General features: G+C 44.4%; 16 protein-coding genes and 1 tRNA gene. 4 read left to right on the top strand and 13 right to left on the bottom strand.

The window, feature by feature from the left end; genetic code table 11:
* The 6 genes from aroK to IEY18_RS16450 form a co-directional block, all read right to left on the bottom strand.
* Positions 1-516 (bottom strand): shikimate kinase AroK, encoded by a 516-nt coding sequence (gene aroK / locus IEY18_RS16475; RefSeq protein ID WP_188922876.1) that lies wholly within the window; start codon positions 514-516, stop codon positions 1-3.
* A gap of 211 nt (positions 517-727) precedes the next feature.
* Positions 728-2,740: a type IV pilus secretin PilQ gene (locus IEY18_RS16470; RefSeq protein WP_373290766.1), complete on the bottom strand. Its 2,013-nt coding sequence runs from the start codon at positions 2,738-2,740 to the stop codon at positions 728-730.
* 57 nt (positions 2,741-2,797) lie between these two features.
* Complete coding sequence (locus IEY18_RS16465; protein WP_188922872.1) at positions 2,798-3,313, bottom strand: pilus assembly protein PilP; 516 nt, start codon at positions 3,311-3,313, stop codon at positions 2,798-2,800.
* Positions 3,310-3,927: a type IV pilus inner membrane component PilO gene (locus tag IEY18_RS16460; RefSeq protein WP_188922869.1), complete on the bottom strand. Its 618-nt coding sequence runs from the start codon at positions 3,925-3,927 to the stop codon at positions 3,310-3,312. Before IEY18_RS16460 ends, IEY18_RS16465 begins: the two co-directional genes overlap by 4 nt.
* The gene (locus IEY18_RS16455) at positions 3,924-4,508 is read right to left on the bottom strand and encodes a PilN domain-containing protein (protein WP_188922867.1); all 585 of its coding nucleotides are present in this window, start codon (positions 4,506-4,508) and stop codon (positions 3,924-3,926) included. Before IEY18_RS16455 ends, IEY18_RS16460 begins: the two co-directional genes overlap by 4 nt.
* A complete protein-coding gene (locus tag IEY18_RS16450; RefSeq protein ID WP_188922865.1) occupies positions 4,496-5,575 on the bottom strand; it encodes a pilus assembly protein PilM in 1,080 nt (359 codons plus the stop codon). Before IEY18_RS16450 ends, IEY18_RS16455 begins: the two co-directional genes overlap by 13 nt.
* Before the next feature lie 185 nt (positions 5,576-5,760).
* On the opposite strand from IEY18_RS16450, the gene IEY18_RS16445 reads away from it, so the two are divergent.
* Complete coding sequence (locus tag IEY18_RS16445; RefSeq protein WP_188922863.1) at positions 5,761-8,349, top strand: penicillin-binding protein 1A; 2,589 nt, start codon at positions 5,761-5,763, stop codon at positions 8,347-8,349.
* Positions 8,350-8,489: 140 nt separating this feature from the next.
* Here IEY18_RS16445 and argH read toward each other — a convergent pair whose 3' ends face one another.
* The 5 genes from argH to argC form a co-directional block, all read right to left on the bottom strand.
* Complete coding sequence (gene argH, locus IEY18_RS16440; protein ID WP_188922861.1) at positions 8,490-9,851, bottom strand: argininosuccinate lyase; 1,362 nt, start codon at positions 9,849-9,851, stop codon at positions 8,490-8,492.
* A gap of 99 nt (positions 9,852-9,950) precedes the next feature.
* Complete coding sequence (locus tag IEY18_RS16435; RefSeq protein ID WP_188922859.1) at positions 9,951-11,174, bottom strand: argininosuccinate synthase; 1,224 nt, start codon at positions 11,172-11,174, stop codon at positions 9,951-9,953.
* A 66-nt stretch (positions 11,175-11,240) separates the two neighbouring features.
* Positions 11,241-12,152 carry an ornithine carbamoyltransferase gene (locus tag IEY18_RS16430; RefSeq protein WP_188922857.1) on the bottom strand — a complete coding sequence of 304 codons (912 nt, stop codon included), beginning with the start codon at positions 12,150-12,152 and terminating at the stop codon, positions 11,241-11,243.
* An 11-nt stretch (positions 12,153-12,163) separates the two neighbouring features.
* On the bottom strand, positions 12,164-12,946 hold the full coding sequence (gene argB, locus IEY18_RS16425) for an acetylglutamate kinase (RefSeq protein ID WP_188922855.1): 783 nt from the start codon (positions 12,944-12,946) through the stop codon (positions 12,164-12,166).
* 24 nt (positions 12,947-12,970) lie between these two features.
* Positions 12,971-13,951 (bottom strand): N-acetyl-gamma-glutamyl-phosphate reductase, encoded by a 981-nt coding sequence (gene argC / locus IEY18_RS16420; protein ID WP_188922853.1) that lies wholly within the window; start codon positions 13,949-13,951, stop codon positions 12,971-12,973.
* Between the two features lie 319 nt (positions 13,952-14,270).
* Here argC and argE point away from each other — a divergent pair, with 319 nt between their 5' ends.
* The 3 genes from argE (at position 14,271) to IEY18_RS16405 (ending at position 18,801) form a co-directional block, all read left to right on the top strand.
* On the top strand, positions 14,271-15,434 hold the full coding sequence (gene argE, locus IEY18_RS16415) for an acetylornithine deacetylase (RefSeq protein ID WP_188922851.1): 1,164 nt from the start codon (positions 14,271-14,273) through the stop codon (positions 15,432-15,434).
* 185 nt (positions 15,435-15,619) lie between these two features.
* Positions 15,620-18,256 carry a phosphoenolpyruvate carboxylase gene (gene ppc / locus IEY18_RS16410; protein ID WP_188922849.1) on the top strand — a complete coding sequence of 879 codons (2,637 nt, stop codon included), beginning with the start codon at positions 15,620-15,622 and terminating at the stop codon, positions 18,254-18,256.
* A complete protein-coding gene (locus IEY18_RS16405) occupies positions 18,256-18,801 on the top strand; it encodes a YceB family lipoprotein (protein WP_188922847.1) in 546 nt (181 codons plus the stop codon). Before ppc ends, IEY18_RS16405 begins: the two co-directional genes overlap by 1 nt.
* 86 nt (positions 18,802-18,887) lie before the next feature.
* Here IEY18_RS16405 and IEY18_RS16400 read toward each other — a convergent pair whose 3' ends face one another.
* The gene (locus IEY18_RS16400) at positions 18,888-20,159 is read right to left on the bottom strand and encodes a CinA family nicotinamide mononucleotide deamidase-related protein (protein ID WP_188922845.1); all 1,272 of its coding nucleotides are present in this window, start codon (positions 20,157-20,159) and stop codon (positions 18,888-18,890) included.
* A 182-nt stretch (positions 20,160-20,341) separates the two neighbouring features.
* Positions 20,342-20,418, bottom strand: a tRNA-Asp gene (locus IEY18_RS16395).
* Positions 20,419-20,529 lie beyond the last annotated feature (111 nt).

The following is a 20,529-nucleotide window of genomic DNA, read 5'->3' as shown; positions in this document are numbered from 1 at the left end:
CTAAAAGCCTAGTTTATCGATAATTTGGTTTGCAACCACTTTGGCACTTTGCTCATCAGTCTTAACGACGACATCAGCGATTTCTTCGTACAAAGGATTACGTACTTCAGCTAGATTTTCCAATACCTCACGAGGATCATCTACCTGTAGCAAAGGACGACGTTTATCACGCTGTGTACGTGCCACTTGCTTGTCAATTGTTGTTTCGAGATACACCACGATACCGCGAGCCGATAGGTAGTTGCGGATATCTTTACTTTGTACAGATCCCCCACCTGTCGCAAGGACAATGCCTTGGCGCTCTGTTAAATCGGAAATTACAGTCGCTTCCCGAACACGGAAACCTTCTTCACCTTCAACATCAAACACCCAGGCAATATCAGCACCTGTACGGTTTTCAATCTCTTGATCTGAATCGTGGAATTCTAAATGAAGCATCTGCGCCAGATGGCGACCTATAGTGCTTTTACCTGCGCCCATTGGGCCTACCAGAAAAATATTACGTTTTTCAGCCATTTGTTGTACGTCTGAATCTTATGAAAAGTTTGCTTAATATCGACTTATTGATCAAGCCGGCCTGTTGTACCTTGCTCTATAGAGACTTGACCGGGGATTATCTCAGCATAAGACGGTTCATGGCAAGCACTCAGAGAAATTTAACTTGAAAATGTGTCCCAAATAAAAAGACCAGCCGTAAAAGGCTGGCCTTAACAAATTGCATCAAACGCTATATTTCTTCAGTCACAATTTTCGGTGTGACGAAAATAAGCAACTCTTGACGTTCATTCTGGTCAGAGCTATTTCTGAACAAAAATCCAACCAACGGAATATCGCCAAGAACCGGAACCTTACTCACTCGACTAATCAAATTCTGCTGGTATATCCCACCAAGTACAATTGTTTCCCCATTATCCACCAGCACTTGAGTACCGATGCGCTGGGTATCAATTGCGACAGCTGGCCCTGTTGGTGTGTCAACCGTTTCACCACGAGAATCCTGCGTGATTTCCAAATCCAAAATAACGCGATTGTCTGGGGTAATTTGTGGTGTCACCCGTAAGGAAAGCACAGCTTTTTTGAACGTTACAGTTGTCGAGCCGCTGGAAGATGATTCTACATAAGGGATCTCAACACCTTGTTCGATATAAGCAGCCTTTTGGTTCGAAGTTGTAATCCGCGGGCTGGCGATAATCTCACCTTTATTTTCCGCTTCTAGCGCACTGAGCTCTAAGTCAAGTACCGTACCATCGGATAACTTGGCAACATGAAAAGCAATGCTTGTTGCGTTGCTCGCTGCTGACGGTAAATTAACATTCAGACGGTCTGAAATAGCTGGTATAACCCCATTCGCGATGCTCTGCGCACCTTCTAAAGAACCAGCAGTACCAAGCTCATTTTGCTGGTCAGTAATTCCCCAACGAATACCCAGATCTTCAGATACGTTGTCTTTTACTGTTACCATCCGCGACTCAATCAACACTTGGCGGATAGGAATATCTAAAACTTCGACCAAACGGTGAATGTTTTCTAAGATTTCAGCCGTATCTTTTACAAGCAAAGTGTTCGTCCGCTCGTCTACAGCGACACTGCCGCGAGATGAGAGCAGGCTAGAACCTTCACTCTTTAATAAGGCTGCAATTTCTATTGCTTTGGCATAATTGATTTGAAGGTACTCAGAGTACAAGGGTGCTAACTCTTTTACTTCTTGCTGATTTTTAAGATCCTGACTCTCACGAATCGCAAGTTCCTCACTTGGGGCAACCATCAAAATGTTACCCTCAATTCGCTTATCTAGGCCTTTGGTTCGCAGAATAAGGTCGAGTGCTTGGTCCCATGGTACATCATCAAGGCGGAGCGTAATGCTGCCTTCAACAGTGTCACTTGTTACTAAGTTGAAATCATTATAATCCGCAATAATTTGCAGTACTGTTCGCACCGAAATATTTTGGAAGTTCAAAGATAGCGTTTTACCGGTATATTTTTTCTCTTCTTTGGCAACGTTAACTCTCGCGACTTTCTTCATATTAAGACGAAACAACTTGTCTTCTTGCTTGTAGTCATATTCGTAATTTCCAATGACTTCAACCAAAATCCGAGCTACCGAGCCTTCTCTGAATGTTTCAAAGCTCTTCACTGGTGTAGCAAAGTCTTGGACATCCATAACATATAAGAAATCTGAACCAATATCGGTATTGTAAAGTTTCAGTTCAAGCTTTGACCCAACTTGCTCAACATTCGCGGCAACCGAGGCATTCTCAAGGTATACCAATAACTCGCCACCTTCTTCGGTACGACGAAAATCAATATTATCAATCCCATTCACAAATGGGTTGGATGATTTCGTGGCTTGATCAACAACATCATCATTAATCGTCAAACGATAGGTATTGCCAAGTACCTTGCCTTGATACGGTTTCACACTGGATAGATTCACCTGAACCTTCAAGTTATTATCGCTTTGACTCGTACTAATGTCAGTCACACCGACCTGATCTATCGGCATGCTATTTTTAGCAAGACCCGAAACACTGTCTTCAAAACTCAAATGAATTTGGGCAGGTGAAGCTTTTAAATCAATAACCGGTGCTTTTAACGAGCTTTCAAACACCAATTCAAGCTCCAGCTGATGATCAACCACACTGTGATATTTGACATCAACCAATCGGTTGGCAGCGATCACTTCTGGCATAAAGCCGCACAGTAAAAGCGCACTCAACATGACCTTGCTAATATTTTGCATATATACTTTCATTCTTTTCACGACAGAAGATTCCATTATTCCCTCACCCTTCGCTCGTTATTCTCCGGTCAATTCCATATTACTTGAACGTTCAGTCCAGCAACCGGAACCATCAGGGATCAATTCTATTATTTCTATATTCTGCGGAGTAACTCGTGCTATACGGCCGTTATATAGACCTAAATATTCACCAGTACCCATTCGATAAACACTGCCATCACTTGTTTCTACCAACGCCCAGACTTCTTGCATTTCACTCAAAGTTCCACGCATTTTCAAATTATCAAGCGCATATGTCTCTAATCGCCCTTTACGTCGCTTTAAGTCTGGCTGTAAACAATCTTTAGTTGTATCCACGACTTCTGCGGTCAACTCACGCGAAGGCGGTACAAATGGACTGCGCATCAAATCAGCTTGATAAGCGAAATGTTCAAATTTCGGTGACGGCTTCAATGGTGGTATATGCGCGATGTGCTGCGCCTTTGTTGTCGTCACAAACAACTCTAAATCACTGCGGTCGCCAAAACAGCCAGATAAGAGAAAACTAAGCAATAAAACAGGAATTACTCTCATTTCTTAGCCCCCTTTTTCTCGGGCGGAAGTTCGGCCCCCTCTTTAAATCGATATGTCTTTGCCAAGATATCCATTCCTAGGCTGCCATTATCGTCTCTTTTAATCACAAAATCGTGCAAGCTCACAATTCGTGGCAGCTTTGCTACGCCACTGACCATATTGCCTAGTTCATGATACTCGCCACCGACAACCATTTTGATGGGAAATTCGATATAGAAATCTCGCTGGATTTCCGACTCCCAATCTAAACTTTCAATTCGTAACCCGGAATCTGTCGCAACAAAGGTTAAGTCATCAAGTAAACCTGGCATCTCATTTTGTGAAGGCAACATTTTAAGTAACTCTGCAAATTGTAATTCCATTTGCGCAAGTTGCTCACGATATAACTTTAAATTTGCTGCAAGTTGGTACTTATTTTTAAAATCAGTTCTCAGCTGTACTTCTTTATTTTGCTCAGCTTTTAGGACATCAATCGCATCAGAAACAAATAAAAAGTAACTCGCTGCAAATACACACACAGACAACAGCACGGCAAAGAAAACTTTAACCTGAGACGGCCACGAACCAATATTCTCGAAGTCAATGTCATTAAATTGGCTTAAATCAAATTTCATTTGCCAACTCCTTTGCTGCCACCGGTTTCGTCCGCAACCGTACTCGCCTTAATCGACACCTTTAAGCTGAAATGTTGAAGCTGCCTTAACTGCTCATTTTGAGACACGATTGATTGCATATTCGGATCGTGTAGCCATTGCGAGGTTTTCACTTTTCGCATCATATTTGCCACATTGTTATTTGACTCACTTCGCCCTTGAATCCATAACAAACTGCCTTTTTTCTCAATTGAAGAAAGGTAGATTCCGGGTGGAACAATACGAACCAATTCATCCAAAACATGAGTCGGCAAATTACGCGCTTGCTGCAGGTTCAAAATAATTTCAGTGCGGCGTTCGATATCTTTCTTCCGCTTCGTAATTTTTCTAATTTCAGCAATTTGATCATCGAGGAGTTTAATTTCAGAAACTAGGTAGGCATTTCTATCGCGCTGATCGTCCGTCATCAGGTCGATTACGTTCAAAGCTAGGTAAACAAGTAAGCAGGCGCCTAGAAAGACCCCCGCTAAAATTCCGATATAGTCACGCTTTTGCTTTTCCCTAGCTTCTTCTCGCCAGGGTAAAAGGTTTATGTTCGCCATTTGCCATAGCTCCTTAAGGCTAGCCCACACGCAACCATATATTTACTAATGTTGGGTTGTAATGCCGACTTATCAGATTCTTCCGCATGCAAACACCCTTGAAATGGGTCAGCGATTATACTGTGAACACCTAATTCGTTGGTGAGCAAGTTCGCCATCCCTTCAAGTTTAGAAGTGCCACCACATAAAACAATGTGATCAACTTTTTCTTTGCCACTAGAAGTACAATAAATCTGCAAGGTCCGTTTAATTTGCTGCAACAGTTGAGTTTGAAATGGTGACAAAACTTCAAACATATAATTTCTTGGAAGATCGCCTTCTATCTTCGCTTTTTCTGCCTGCTCGTATGACATGCCATAGAAAGACAAAATTGACTGAGTAAATTGCTCACCACCGAACGCTTGCTCTCTGATAAAGGTTGTTTCAGCACCTTCAACCACAGCAAATGTCATCATATTCGCGCCGATATCAACCATCGCGACCACTTTGTTCTCAACACCTTCGGGCAGTTGATTCGCAACAAGTTCAAAAGAACGCCCAAGCGCATAGCCCTCAACATCAACAACTTTCGCTTCATAGTCGCTGTCATCAAGCACATCTATTCGGATATCAATATTTTCGGTTCGGCAGGCACTCAGCAAGACGTCAACTTTGGTCGGGTCTGTACTGTTTAGCTCAAGGGTTTCAAAGTCAATACTGACTTCATCAAGCGAGTAAGGAATTAAGTTATCAGCCTCAATTTCAATTTGAGCTTCCATTTCCTCTTCGTTTAACGAAGCATCCATATAAATAACTTTAGTCATGACTGCAGAGCCAGAGACAGCCACGGCAGCATATTTGGAGTTGCTAGAAAGCTGGCGCTTTACTTGCCTGACACTCTCAGTAACCGCTTCTGCATCACGTATATCATGATCATTCACCGCTCCCTTCTTCACTGGGGCAGTGGCATAGCTCATTACTTTATAACCATCAGCAGTCTTACTCAGCAATATCGCTTTGACTTCATGAGAACCGATATCAATTCCCACCATTTGCGGAGCTTGACGCTTCCATAAATTCGAAAGCATAATCCCTTGTCACTTTTAAATAGGTTGCAGCAATTAGATTAGCACAAAATCAAACCTTTATAAGCATTTGTACAAAATGTTTGTCAGTTTTACAAACACTATCTCATTAACCATCCCTTTTTACTTCACGCAACAGACACGAACTTATATACTACACAGCCTGCATTTTCAAACGGAAGCTTAAAGTGAAGTGGCTCAAACCAATTTTTATTGCACTTTTTAGCCTATTTCTTATCGGAGTAGGTTCAATAGCAGCAGCTTATTTTTATGTACTGCCTGAGTTGCCAGACGTCGCCACTTTAAAGACCGTCAAACTACAGACTCCTTTAAGAATATACAGTCAAGATGGAAAGCTAATTTCTCAATTTGGAGAAAAAAGACGAATACCACTTCAACTTGACGAAGTACCACCAGCACTTTTACAAGCATTTATTGCCACTGAGGACGCTCGCTTCTATGACCACAAAGGCATTGACCCTATTGGTGTCGTTCGAGCTGCCTTAGTTATGTTAACCACAGGCGAGAAAAAACAAGGTGCTAGTACCATTACAATGCAAGTAGCGCGTAATTTCTTCTTAACTCGTGATAAGACTATCATTAGAAAAATAAAAGAAATCTTTATTTCTATTCATATTGAGCAATTACTCACAAAAGAAGAAATCCTTGCTCTCTATATCAACCGAATATATCTAGGTCAAAGGGCTTACGGGGTTGGCGCCGCAGCTCAAGTTTATTACGGTCGAAATATCAATGAGCTGACATTAGCAGAGCTCGCCGTCATTGCAGGCCTCCCAAAAGCCCCTTCTAGCTTAAACCCTATCACTTCTGCCAGTAGAGCTCTAGCAAGAAGGAATATCGTCCTAAAGCGCATGCAAGAAGTTGGCTTTATTTCCCAAATAGAGTTTGAAGAAGCAAAGGCTCAACCTAATACAGCCCGTTACCATGGCGCTGAAATTGATTTATATGCACCGTACATTTCAGAAATGGCTCGAGACTATATGGTGCAGAAACTTGGCGAAGAAGAGGCATACACTGGCGGATATAATGTCTATACAACTATCGACTCAGATTTACAGAAATATGCTCAAACAGCAGTAAGAAATAATGTTTACGCCTATGACGAGCGACATGGATATAGAGGTGCAGAAAAAGTTATCTGGCAAGACGAAACTATTAGTGAAGAAGAGATTAAAAATAATTTATCTAAAGTTAAACCCGTTGAAGATTTAATTGCAGCAGCTGTTTTAAGTGTGCAAGAAAAACAAATCGAAGTAATACTGGCTAATGGGGAAATTAAAAATATTGAGTGGGATGGATTAAAATGGGCAAGAAAGTTTATTAATGATAAACGCCAAGGGCCAGCCCCCTCATCAGCGGCTCAAATTGCATCCGTTGGAGAGTTAATTCGCATCCGTCATAATGATGATATGTGGCAGCTTTCTCAAATTCCTCAAGTATCAAGTGCCATGGTTTCTCTTGATCCAGCAAATGGTGCGCTTCGGACTTTAGTCGGTGGCTTTAGTTTTAGCCAGAGCCAATACAACCGGATCACCCAAGCAAAGCGGCAGCTGGGTTCCAATATCAAGCCTTTTATATATGCAAGCACCTTAGAAAAAGACTACACATTGGCAACCCTGATTAACAATGCACCAATCAATAAACCTGATACACGTCAGGGAACTGCTTGGCGACCAAAGAATTCACCTGACGTATACGGTGGCCCAACAAGGCTGCGAGTTGGGTTGGCTAAATCAGTAAACGTCATGTCCGTCCGGGCCATGCGTCACATCGGCCTAGATAGCGCAATTCAAGGCCTAACGAAATTTGGGTTCAACCCAAATGAATTACCACGAAATGAATCGCTTGCTTTAGGTTCACCTTCGGTAACACCGCTACAAGTGGTGAGCGCGTTTTCAGTATTTGCTAACGGCGGCTTCCTTGTCGAGCCTTATTATATTGAGCGTATTGAAAACTCAAGCGGTGAAACCGTCGAGCAAGCCGACCCTACCTTTGCATGTAAACCAGTACAATTTGAAGACAGTGCAGCTCTTGAGGAGCAAACAAGTCAAGAGTTAAACGCTGAAGACCCATTTGCTGAGATGGCAGCAGAATTGTCGGACGCACCATCTCAGCCCACTCGTTTAAACGCAGGAAATACCGAAGTCGAAGATCATCAATGCCCTGCGGATCAGCGACACGCGCCTCAAGTCATTACTGAGCAAACAGCATTCTTAGTCACTGAGGCATTAAAGAGCGTGATTTGGGGTGGCGGCGATTGGAGTAAAGGCACCGGTTGGAATGGCACGGCATGGCGAGCTTCTCGCGTCGTTAATCGCCATGACATTGCAGGAAAAACAGGAACAACCAATGAATCACGAGATACATGGTTTAGTGGTTTTAATCCTAAGTTAGCAACAACAATTTGGGTTGGCTTTGACGACCACGGTCGCGAGCTTGGACGAACCAGCTGGAATGCAAACGGCCCAAAAAACCAGATCTTCCAAGCAGAAGCCGGCGCGAAAACGGCTGGCCCCGGCTGGAATGCCTTCATGCGGGATGCTCTCTCAGGAACACCTGAAGAGCCATCAACGCCTCCAGAAGGAATCATTTCTGTGCGTATTGACTTAGAGTCAGGAAAATTGAGTCGCAAAACAGATCATACAAGTACATTTGAGTATTTTCTCGCCGGCACTGAACCAACAGAATACGCTCAAGAAGAAAACTCACAAGGTGATATTTATGCCGAAGAAGCAGATGATGACCTATTCCAATAGGCGTTCGCTTCTGAATCAGCTTCATTGAACATTGACGGATAAAAAAACGCGATGCATGAACATCGCGTTTTTATTTATATCAAATTCAGGTTATTCCTTTAGACATTAGAACATCAAGAATCCCCAAACTACAGCCAATACTACTTTTTGGCCGCAATGGCTTGTTTCACTTGATTCACCGCTGTGCCACCTAAAACATCACGCTTCTCAAGACAAGCTTCAATGGTTAAGTGCTGGTACACGTCATCGCCGATCACTTCAGAATAACTTTGAAGCTGTGCTAGCGGCATATCTTCTAATGCAACTTTATCAGCAATAGCTTTCACCACAACTTCACCCACAACATGATGCGCTTCGCGGAATGGCATGCCTTTCGCGACAAGGTAGTCAGCCAGCTCTGTCGCATTGGCATAGCCTTGCTGAGCACTGGCAAGTGCATTTGCGCGATTCACTTTAAGACCATCAAGCACCAAAATAGCCATTTCTAGACAAATGCCCCAGCTATCGACCACATCGAACAGGCCTTCTTTATCCTCTTGCATGTCTTTGTTGTATGCCAAAGGGAGCGCTTTCATGGTGGTTAGGATCCCAACCAGTGAACCGTATACTCGGCCGGTCTTGCCACGAATGAGTTCAAGCGCATCAGGGTTTTTCTTTTGAGGCATCAGTGATGACCCAGAGGTGACATTATCGTTCAATTGAATAAAGTCAGCTTCACCTGAGTTGAAGAAAATCATATCTTCGGCCATACGACTCAGGTGCATCATACTGATCGATGCCGCGCTGCATAGTTCAATCACATGGTCGCGATCAGACACTGAATCCAAACTATTAGTCGTGGCCTGAGTAAAGCCTAGAGATTTAGCCAAAGCTTGGCGATCAATTGGATAAGCTGTACCAGCAAGCGCACCACACCCGAGTGGGCAAGTATCTAAACGCTTTAAAGCATCCTGTAACCGCGTGAGATCCCGCTCAACCATTTCAACGTAAGCAAGACACCAGTGACCAAAAGTCACAGGCTGTGCTCTTTGCAAATGCGTATAACCTGGCATCACAGCATCAACTTCTCGCTCTGCCACTTCCAGTAATCCCGCGACTAAAGTGGTCATCAATTCAGATAAATAAGCACCCTGCTTCTTACACCATAATTTTAAATCCGTCGCAACTTGATCGTTGCGCGAGCGTCCCGTATGCAGTTTCTTGCCAAGATCACCCACTTTAGCAATCAAGGCTTGCTCTACATAGCTATGGATATCTTCTGCACCGGTTGCGACAATCTGTTGCGGATCATCACCAACTTCATCCAATATTTGTTGCAACGCTTGTTTTAAATCTGTGCACTCTTGCGGGGTTAATACACCCACTTGGTGAATCGCTTCAGCCCAAGCAATAGAGCCCACTACATCTTGCTCAAGTAAACGGTAATCAATCGGCAATGAATCATTAAATAGCTTAAATAGTGCGCTACTTTCTTGGGTAAAACGGCCGCCCCATAGTGCCATGTCAAAGTCCTCAAGGTTTTGGATGGCGCAGAGGCTCTCTGCGCACAAAATAGTTTTGTTAGGTAATAGGGAGTTGGTCCCTATTGCATGGCTCGCAGCTTACTTACTACTTAAAGCTCTGATCCGGCTTGCTAAAGAATAAAGACGGATAAAGCCTTCGGCATCTTTTTGGTCATAAACATCATCTTCACCAAATGTTGCAAACTCTTCTGAGTAGAGACTGTTTGGCGAACGTTTTTTCACAACGCTGGCTTGGCCTTTGTACAGCTTAATTACCACTTCACCATTAGACAGATCAGCTAGCGTTTGCGACGCTGCAAGCAGTGACTCACAAAGCGGAGTAAACCAACGTCCATCGTAAACAAGATGCGCCATTTGAGCACCAATTTGCTCACGCCAATCCCGGCTCGTTTTATCCAGCACAAGTTCTTCAATTGCTCTTAGTGCTGCAAACATGACCGTGCCACCGGGTGTTTCGTAACAGCCGCGCGACTTCATACCTACAAGGCGGTTCTCGGTAATATCAATACGACCGACACCATGAGCACCTGCGATATCATTGAGTTTCATAAGTGCTTTATAAGGAGACAGAGCTTCACCATTAACTTGGGTCACGCGACCTTTTTCTAAAGCAAGGCTGACATATTCAGGCTTATCTGGCGCATCTTCTGGTGCAACAGTCATTGTCCAAACTTCTTTTGTTGGCTCATTCCATGGGTCTTCTAGCTCACCACCTTCATGGGAAATGTGCCACGCATTTGCATCACGGCTATAGATTTTGGTCGCTGAAGCAGTTGTCTCAATATTGCGCTCTGCCAAGTAGTCGAGTAAATCCTCGCGGCTAACCATTGACCATTCACGCCACGGAGCAATCACTTTTAAGTCAGGTGCCAAAGCGGCAAAGCAACCTTCAAAACGCACTTGGTCGTTACCTTTACCGGTACAGCCATGACAAACAGCATCTGCACCAACTTTACGAGCCACTTCAACTTGAGCTTTAGCGATGATAGGGCGCGCCATCGAAGTACCTAATAAATAAGTACCTTCATAAATGGCACCTGTTGAAATGGTCGGATAGATGTAATCCGCGACAAGCTCTTCTTTTAAGTCAACGATATGACATTCGCTCGCACCCGATGCGATTGCTTTTTCATGCAAGCCAACAAGCTCTTCATCGCCTTGACCAACATCAGCACAAAACGCGACGATTTCACAATTACCATAGGTTTCTTTCAGCCATGGGATAATTGCTGAAGTATCTAAACCGCCTGAGTAAGCCAGTACTACTTTTTTTACGCCTAAATTTTTATCTGTAGATGACATGAGGTATTCCTAATTCGTTCTATCTTTAATCATTTGTCATACAAGCAGCCTTGGCCACTTGATCACTTATTTATCGGCAAGCAAGGTTACTAACACAGCATTTTGCGCATGCATTCGATTTTCTGCTTGCTGCAATATAATTGAGCTATCACTATCAATCACTTCTGCAGTAACTTCTACGCCCCTGTATGCAGGCAAGCAATGCATAAAGTATTGCGCACCACTTTTCCCCATCATGGCCTCATTGACTTGATATGGTCCAAACTTAGCTTTGATGTCAGCAAGATCGGTATCATCACCCATTGAAATCCAAGTATCGGTATAAATCGCATCTTGCTCACCAAGCTCTGCGACATCAGATGTGAGTACCAACTTACCACCATTTTCTTGGGCAATCTTTTGCACATCTACGACAACTTCACCATCAGGAAAACAACCTTGTGGGCACAGCACAGTCATCTCCATGCCTAGGATTGCAGCGCCATACATCAAAGAATGCGTCACGTTGTTGCCATCACCCACATAAGCCAATTTTTTATTGGATAAGTCACCCAGATTTTCAGCAAGCGCTAAGAAATCGGCAAGACCTTGGCAGGGGTGGTACATATCACACAATGCGTTAATCACGGGCACACTGCCAGCAGAAGCGAGCTCTGCAACGGTACTGTGCGCAAAAACACGGGCAACAATCGCGTCAGCCCAGCAGGAGATGTTGGTTGCAAAGTCACTCACTGGCTCGCGCTTTCCGAGCGCACCATTTTGCTGATCGAGGTACACCACATGACCGCCAAGTTTATTGATACCAATATCAAAGCTGACTCGAGTACGAAGCGAGGGCTTCTCAAATAACATCACAACACTTTTGCCATCTAAAGCTTTTCGATACGCTTGCGGCTCCGCTTTAATCTTTTTAGCCAACTCAATTAATTCAAGCAGCTCTACTTTTGATAAGGTTTTAAGCGATAAAAAATGATCCATTTGTCGAACTCCTATGCTTGAATTTGTGTACCCACTGCTTCGCCTTTCGCGAGTGCAGCAAGCTGAGCGGCATCACGCCATGACGCAACTTGCACCGGCTGCTGCATCGATTCAGCAACTTCAAGTGCAGCTTCTACTTTTACTTTCATGCCACTTTCAATCACGCCAAGTTTTATCAGCTGCTCGATTTCAGCACGATTTAATGACTTCAGTAGCTGACCCTTACCATCTAATACACCCGATACATCTGACAATAGCACCAATTGGCCATCAACTAATTGGGCAACGGCAGTCGCGGCTTGATCTGCATTTACGTTAAGCAATTCACCGGCATCGGTCATTGCAATAGAACTGACTATCGGCATCCAGCCTTGACTTAAAACAAACTCCAGATAACTTGCATTTTTAGGCTCCACTTCACCAACCATGCCAAGCTGCTCATCTTTAATGATGGCGCGCACTAAATCAGCATCCGCAAGGCTAATGCCGACACTGACCACACCTGCACTTTTTGCAGCGCCTTGAAGTAGTTTATTGGAGGTACCTGCAAGTGCACCTGCAATAATAGGCATTTGCTCTGCTGGCGTAACTCTTAATCCGAGATGCTTCGTCGTTTCCATTTGATTCGCCGTGAGTTGCTGCTCAACAACATAGCCGCCCCCATGGACCATGACGACCTTCTGACCATTAGCAATGATCTCAGCGGCAGTTTTCATCAAACGCGCCATGCCCATTTCACACTGCAACAGGGCACCACCAACTTTTAATACTAAAACAGACATCGAATTTGACATGAAAATCACCTTAAAATCGTTGAACTACAGTCCAAAATGAATCTTTATGCATTGTAATGCTTGGCTAGAAGCACCCTTCATTAAATTGTCGATTGCGCTACCAACGACGATATACCCCGTATCCGGATCAAACTTCCAACCCAGATGACAGTTTGCAGTATGTGCGACGTCATCCACCTTTGGAAATTCATTTTGCTTTACGTGAATCAAAGGCGAGTCTTCATATTTACGATAAGCTTGCTCAATCTCTTGTGCTGTTGTTCCCGCTTTTAATGACACGGTAATCGTCGCTAAAATACCGCGCTTAAAGTTGCCTAAATGCGGTGTAAAGATCACCTCTTGACCGAGGTGTGTTGCAATTTCAGGCTGGTGACGATGACCTAAAACGCCATAAGGCGTTAGGCTTACTTCACAAAAGCTAGTATGTAGTTGCGCTTTCCTACCTGCACCGGTCACACCGCTTACGGCATTGATAACCGGCAAAGTTGGCGTCATCAAGTCAGCCAGAGGCTTTAATGCTAATAAAGAAGCCGTTGGATAACAGCCCGGCACCGCGATGAGTTTCGCATTCTTTATTGACTCTGCATTCCACTCTGCTAGCCCGTATACTGCCTGCGATAATGCTTCTGGGTACGCATGCTCAAAACCATACCATTTGGGGTACTGGCTCTGATCAGAAAAACGATAGGCACCGCTCAGGTCAAATACAGCAACCCCTTTTGCAAAGAACCATGCCGCCAAGTGCAAACTCACCGCATGATCTGTCGCGAGAACGACTGCGTCACAGTCAGATACAATTTGATTTTTTGCTGTCTCTGACAACGGTTGTAACGCATACGATAGATGGCTGTATTGCGGGTAAAGACTATGAAGCGCTTTACCTTTGTCTAAACTATTTTCAGAGACATATAGCCCATAGACCGCGAGCGATGACTCAGCTTCAATTAGCGCGGTAACTTGTGCTCCGGTGTAACCGCTGGCACCAATAATGGCAATTTGTTTCATATTCTAATCTTTTGTATAAATTTATAGGGTATAGAGGGCTAAACAACGAATTTGCAACGGCAGAATGCCAATTGACATATTATCGTCGTAGAATGACTTGATTGTGATGTGTTGTAATTAAAATATTCTTTAGCTTAAACATATTTCATCAATCTCGGGGTCAGAGCCTACTGGCTCTCTCAAGAGTATTTGTGCAACTTTCAAAGTAAAGATTGGCTAGTGAAAGTGCGATCTGTTTGCTAGACTACCACAAACACTTAACTATGCAAATAATTTGAATATATATTTGCCACTTTTTTAGCAATAGGAAGGCGAAGCGATGCAAGTAAAAACAACCAAGCTACCCAATGTTGAATCCTGCTTTAAACAACTGATCGCCAGCCCCTCTATTAGTGCATTAGAACCTGAGTTAGATATGAGCAACCAAGGTGTCATTGCTTTGCTAAATGACTGGTTTGGCGATTTAGGGTTTCGTTGTTCCATTGAACAAGTTCAAGACTCCAGAGGCAAACATAATTTTGTAGCCACAATAGGACAGGGAACAGGCGGCCTATTGCTAGCAGGGCACACAGATACGGTACCATTTGATGAACAAGGCTGGGTACAAGATCCATTTCAACTCACCGAAAAAGACAACTTATGGTATGGCCTGGGCACATGCGATATGAAAGGGTTCTTTGCATTGGTTCTGGCAGCAGTGCGTGAGCTCCCTTTAAATGATATCAAACATCCGCTGTATATTTTGGCAAGTGCCGATGAAGAAACAACCATGAACGGTGCGAAAGCATTTGCAGAACAAAAATCTATCGCGCCTGATTATGCCATCATCGGAGAGCCGACAAGTTTAAAGCCCGTGTATATGCATAAAGGCCATTTAACACAAGGCATACGGATTATCGGCCGCAGTGGCCATTCATCTGATCCAGCAAAAGGTCTGAACGCGATTGAAGTCATGCATCAGGTAATTACAGAGCTAATGCGCCTTAAACAAGATCTGGCAGCCAATTACCGAGAGGATGCTTTTACCGTCCCTTATCCGACCATGAATTTTGGTCACGTCCATGGTGGAGATGCCGCAAATCGAATCTGTGGTTGCTGCGATTTACATCTTGATATTAGACCCCTACCCGGCCTGCCATTGGTCGATTTGGAAATGATGGTCAGCAACTACCTTGAACCAATCGCAACTCAATATCCAGGCTGTATACAAATATCGCAACTCTATCCAGGTTCAGAAGCCTTTGCAGACAGTACCGATAACCCTTGGACTCAACTGGTCAGCGAACTTTCTGGCCATCAAGCAGAAGTGGTCAACTATGCAACAGAAGCACCATATATTAAAAAGCTAGGCTGCCAAACTTTGGTTTTAGGGCCGGGAAGTATTGAACAAGCACATCAGCCAAACGAGTATCTAGATACCAAATTTATTCAGCCTACGGTCACGCTATTGAAGCAACTCATTCACCATGCTTGTTTCAAGTAGCGATAACAATTTTGTCGTCTTGTCAGTCATTTAGTACATGGGCAAAAGACACGATATGAAATTGCTCTCCAACGATTGACCTCGATTTGCTTCATGGTTAAGGTGAGTTAGTGACCTAAATCAAAAATTCGTACTGCTGCATCTGCAACCGCATTTGCGGCCGACCTTCCTTCTTCGGAGTCGTTATGACTGATATGTATGCATCTTTGCGCTCAAACGTTGGCACGCTAGGACAGATCTTGGGTGACACCATGCGTGACCACCTTGGGGATGAATTTCTTGAGAAAGTAGAGCAAATTCGACAACTAGCAAAACGCTCTCGACAGGGTGATGAAGCATCGAAAGATGAAATGCTGTGCTTATTGAATGCGTTGCCGGATGAACAGCTGGTGCCCTTTGTAAAAGCATTCAATCAATTTCTAAACTTGGCTAACATTGCCGAACAATTCCATACGATAAGCCGAAATTGTGATGAACTTGTCTGTGTGCCAGATCCTGTTGAACAACTCTTAAGTCGTGTGCTTAACAGTGACGTCGACCAAAACCAAATGCTCGACTGTTTAAAAACTCTAGATATTGACCTAGTCCTTACTGCGCATCCCACAGAAATATCCAGACGAACTCTCATCCAAAAGTACTCAGCAATCATTGAATGCCTAGCACAGCTTGAAAATGAGCAGCTCATTGAAAGAGAAAAAAAGCAGCTCCACTTACAGCTTCGTCAACTAATCGCGCAAATCTGGCACACCAATGAAATACGAAGTGAACGCCCAACTCCCGTAGATGAGGCGCGCTGGGGCTTAAGTACGATTGAGAACTCTCTCTGGCATGCTGTTCCTGACTATTTGCGACAACTTAACGAACAAGTTGAAGAACGGACTAAAACTCAATTGCCCATTGATTATGCACCGATTCGCTTTTCCAGTTGGATGGGAGGCGATCGAGACGGCAACCCGTTTGTCACATCACTGGTAACACAAGAAGTACTTCATCGTAATCGCCATGCGGCGGCGCGTCTTTATCTGAAGGATGTCGTCGTGCTAATCAACGAACTCTCAATGCGGGAAGCCAACGATACGCTACTTGCCCATACCAATCAGAGTGAAGAACCCTACCGTGTTGTGTTGCGCAAGCTACGGCTCCAATTGCGAAGCACCATTGATTTCTTAAATGCTCGCATTGAAGGCCATCAATTAGGCCAAGAGCCTAAAGATCTAATCTGGCATGAAGCCGATCTGAAAGCACCATTAATGATGCTCTACCAAAGCTTGTGTGATTCCGGAATGCGGCTCATCGCGAATGGTACCCTATTAAACACATTGCGCCGACTCGCGTGTTTTGGCATTCATATGCTGAGACTCGATATTCGCCAGGACTCTAGCCGACATGGTGACGCAATCGCTGAACTAACCCGCTACCTAGGCATGGGCGACTATAACCATTGGGACGAACAAGAAAAACAGGCATTTCTGCTACGAGAGCTTTCCAATAAACGACCGCTATTACCCGTGACTTGGCAGCCAACAGAAGAAGTAGCGGAAGTTTTAGCAACCTGCCGGCTTATTTCTAAACAACCATCGCAGGCGCTGGGCTCGTACGTTATTTCCATGGCAAGTCAGCCATCCGATGTTCTAGCAGTGCTTTTATTACTCAAAGAAACCGGCTGTCAATACCCCATGCGTGTTGTTCCGCTATTCGAGACACTTTCCGATCTGAATTCTTCTGCAGACTGTATATCAGCGTTACTAAACATCGACTGGTATCGTGGCTACACCAAAGGCATGCAGGAGGTCATGATTGGTTACTCCGATTCAGCTAAAGATGCTGGCGTGATGGCGGCAGCATGGGCTCAATACCAAGCGCAAGAGCGCTTAGTTGCCGTCTGCAAACAAGCAGAGGTCAAACTCACCCTATTTCATGGCCGTGGTGGTACGATTGGCCGAGGTGGCGGCCCTGCTCATCAGGCAATTCTGTCTCAACCCCCTGGTTCCGTTGATGGCCGAATCCGGGTGACAGAACAAGGAGAAATGATCCGATTTAAATTTGGATTACACAAGCTAGCAGTGCAAAGCTTAGCGCTCTATACCTCTGCCGTTATGGAAGCGACGCTACTGCCACCACCAGAGCCTAAACCAGAATGGCGCGAATGCATTGATGCCATGGCAGTCGAGTCGGTCAGCAATTACCGTTCAATAGTTCGTGAAGAACCCGATTTTGTTGAATATTTCCGAGCTGCGACGCCAGAAGTAGAGCTCGGTAAACTGCCTCTTGGTAGCCGTCCAGCCAAGCGTCGTATTGATGGTGGTATTGAAAGCTTACGCGCTATTCCATGGATTTTTGCATGGTCACAGAATCGTTTGATGTTGCCGGCTTGGCTAGGCTCTGGAGAAGCCCTTTACAATGCCGCACAGAAAGGTCAACTCGCGTTATTGCAACAAATGGAACGTGAGTGGCCATTTTTTAATACGCGGATCTCAATGCTTGAAATGGTATATGCAAAATCAGAGCCACATTTGGCTCGCTATTATGAAGAGTGTCTTGTTGATCCTCGCCTACATAAGCTCGGCGCAGAGCTGCGTCGCCGTCTTAGTGTAGGTAAAGAAGCAATTCTAGAAATTACACAATCAGAGTGTTTAATGTCGCATACTCCTTGGACCCGTGAATCCGTGGCTTTAAGAAACCCCTACATCGATCCGCTAAACTTCTTACAGACAGAGCTACTTGCACGAACACGGAAAGAAGAGCAACCGTCAGAGCATGTTCAACTTGCGCTAATGCTAACAATTGCTGGCGTCGCTGCGGGTATGAGGAATACCGGCTAATGCAAAAACTCGCAATTGTTTTGGGCATATTTGTATGTTTAATGATGACTGGCTGCATGAGCCAGTACAGCATTAGCGAAAAAGAGCTCGAATCCTACTTAGGAAAAGAACTGAAATACGAAGTTAAACAAGGGCAGGGCCCCTTCGCGCTTCAAATGCAAATCAATGATATCGAGGTCAAGCTTGGCAAAAAGCCTGACACTATGGCGGTAACCGCAGAAACCAAGATTAGCCTGAAGAATCCATTGTTACCATTGAGCACTTACTTATCGACAACATTTGAAGCTACGCCTTGGTATGATGCAAGCAGTCAGAGTATCTATTTAAAACGTCTTGATTTAGTTGAAGTAAAATCTTATCCAAAAGAACTAGCGCAAGCAGTAGAATCAATGGTTCCCCAATTGATGCGATATTTGCGCGCAACTTTAGAAAGTCAGCCAGTGTATGTATTGGATACACAAGATTCGACACAAGCAAAAATAGCGGATATTGCACAAAGCATAAAAGTTACGCCAGGCTATTTGGTCGTTGAGTTTAAGCCTTAGCTTATTTCACGCCCATTTCTAACAAAGTAGCGGCAATAAGCCGCTATTTTTAATATGCAAAGTTTGTATAAACCTTCTCTATCGAATTAGGCGCTTCGAGAAAACGAAGCATAATCGACAACCACTTCTTCGCCAAGAAGCTCCCGCCGAAGCATATCCAAGGCAATAGCGCTACTTAACGATCGAACAAGATCTCGCGAACGACGAGGAAGTTGCACAATTTGACTTTTGACACCATCACGCGTTGCCAAGGCGATAGCCACCGTCCCAACTGGTTTTTGCTCAGTGCCCCCTTCCGGCCCGGCTACTCCGCTGGTAGCGAGCGCATAGTCACTATCGAGTAATTCTCGAGCGCCTTTTGCCATTTGCGCGACTGTTTCAATAGACACTGCACCATGATCATCAAGAACCTGTGCAGGCACACCTAAAACCTTCACTTTGGATTCATTGCTATAAGTGACGAGGCCTTGATGTAAATAACTTGAACTCCCCGGAAACGAAATCAACTGACTTGCAATCATTCCCCCTGTACAGGACTCGGCAATACTCAAGCTCAAGCCAGAACCATTCAATCGAGCGTGGATTTCTTCAGCAATACTTGCTCTATTCTCGGCAACTAAAGCTTGCCCAAGCCGAGATCTAACCTGCTCTGTGATACTTGGCAGCTTATCGATTGCGTGTTGACCACGTGCGAATAGTTTAATTTCAATATGTGGCATAGATGAGCGATATCCCATCGTTAACCCATCGGGCAAATCAATCGTTTCGAGCTTATCAGCAAGTAAAGATTCGCCATGACCTATCGTCAGCAGTTTGGTTAATGCAGTTTTATCCTTTAATGAAAACTCTTGTCGAATAAAAGGAATAAATTGCTCCTGCACCATTTGCTTAAGTTCAAATGGCACACCTGGCGTAAAAAAGAGCCAGGCTCGGTTAAGCTTAACCCGGAAACCACATGCGGTTCCTACAGGATTATCAACCATAACCGCCGATTGTGGCAAAAACGCTTGCTTGAGATTGCTCTGCGTCATTGGGTGACTTCTTTTCGAAAACCAGGCTTCCATATGTTCACGCCATTCGACATTTTCAATCAGAGGTTCTGAAAGTGCTTTGGCCATTGCTTCTGATGACAAGTCGTCACTGGTTGGTCCTAACCCACCGTTAACTAGAATCACATCAGCGTATTTGCTGCGCTCCTGAAAAACATGCACTAAGTCCTCGAGTCGATCACCCACAGTGACTCGATGCTGTACTTCTACCCCCATTTCCATCATCGTATTTGCAAACCAAGCTGCATTTGTATCAACGATTTGTCCAGAAAGCACTTCTTCGCCAGTGCATATCATTTCAAGCTTCATATCATTCCCTTACTTATCTTTATGCTCACTAAAATAAGGTGCGTTATTAATATAAGCAATACCTTTATCTACTCATAAAAGCCCAGAGCTGCTAGACATTTAAAAATGAGTGGCAGGAAATAGATAATATGGAGGCAAACGAAAAAGGCCTCTGCATTGCTGCAGAGGCCTTCTCTTTATGTTGGCGGAGCGGACGGGACTCGAACCCGCGACCCCCGGCGTGACAGGCCGGTATTCTAACCAACTGAACTACCGCTCCTTTAGACCGAAGCCTAAATTCTTTTAAAGTCGCTAACTTGTCAAGGCTAGGAGACTCACTCTTTCGAGTATATTAGGCGCCTGGAAATGAAGCTCTATGGTTTCCAGACAA

This window comes from Shewanella gelidii (genome assembly GCF_014647855.1).
Taxonomy (GTDB): domain Bacteria; phylum Pseudomonadota; class Gammaproteobacteria; order Enterobacterales; family Shewanellaceae; genus Shewanella; species Shewanella gelidii.
This window is presented reverse-complemented; position numbering and strand designations above follow the sequence as displayed.

Bases quoted from the DNA above. Each gene is read 5' to 3' on its own strand.
- aroK (WP_188922876.1), bottom strand. From the start codon at position 516: ATGGCTGAAAAACGTAATATTTTTCTGGTAGGCCCAATGGGCGCAGGT.
- IEY18_RS16470 (WP_373290766.1), bottom strand. From the start codon at position 2,740: ATGCAAAATATTAGCAAGGTCATGTTGAGTGCGCTTTTACTGTGCGGC.
- IEY18_RS16465 (WP_188922872.1), bottom strand. From the start codon at position 3,313: ATGAGAGTAATTCCTGTTTTATTGCTTAGTTTTCTCTTATCTGGCTGT.
- IEY18_RS16460 (WP_188922869.1), bottom strand. From the start codon at position 3,927: ATGAAATTTGATTTAAGCCAATTTAATGACATTGACTTCGAGAATATT.
- IEY18_RS16455 (WP_188922867.1), bottom strand. From the start codon at position 4,508: ATGGCGAACATAAACCTTTTACCCTGGCGAGAAGAAGCTAGGGAAAAG.
- IEY18_RS16450 (WP_188922865.1), bottom strand. From the start codon at position 5,575: ATGCTTTCGAATTTATGGAAGCGTCAAGCTCCGCAAATGGTGGGAATT.
- argH (WP_188922861.1), bottom strand. From the start codon at position 9,851: ATGGCACTATGGGGCGGCCGTTTTACCCAAGAAAGTAGCGCACTATTT.
- IEY18_RS16435 (WP_188922859.1), bottom strand. From the start codon at position 11,174: ATGTCATCTACAGATAAAAATTTAGGCGTAAAAAAAGTAGTACTGGCT.
- IEY18_RS16430 (WP_188922857.1), bottom strand. From the start codon at position 12,152: ATGGATCATTTTTTATCGCTTAAAACCTTATCAAAAGTAGAGCTGCTT.
- argB (WP_188922855.1), bottom strand. From the start codon at position 12,946: ATGTCAAATTCGATGTCTGTTTTAGTATTAAAAGTTGGTGGTGCCCTG.
- argC (WP_188922853.1), bottom strand. From the start codon at position 13,951: ATGAAACAAATTGCCATTATTGGTGCCAGCGGTTACACCGGAGCACAA.
- argE (WP_188922851.1), top strand. From the start codon at position 14,271: ATGCAAGTAAAAACAACCAAGCTACCCAATGTTGAATCCTGCTTTAAA.
- ppc (WP_188922849.1), top strand. From the start codon at position 15,620: ATGACTGATATGTATGCATCTTTGCGCTCAAACGTTGGCACGCTAGGA.
- IEY18_RS16405 (WP_188922847.1), top strand. From the start codon at position 18,256: ATGCAAAAACTCGCAATTGTTTTGGGCATATTTGTATGTTTAATGATG.
- IEY18_RS16400 (WP_188922845.1), bottom strand. From the start codon at position 20,159: ATGAAGCTTGAAATGATATGCACTGGCGAAGAAGTGCTTTCTGGACAA.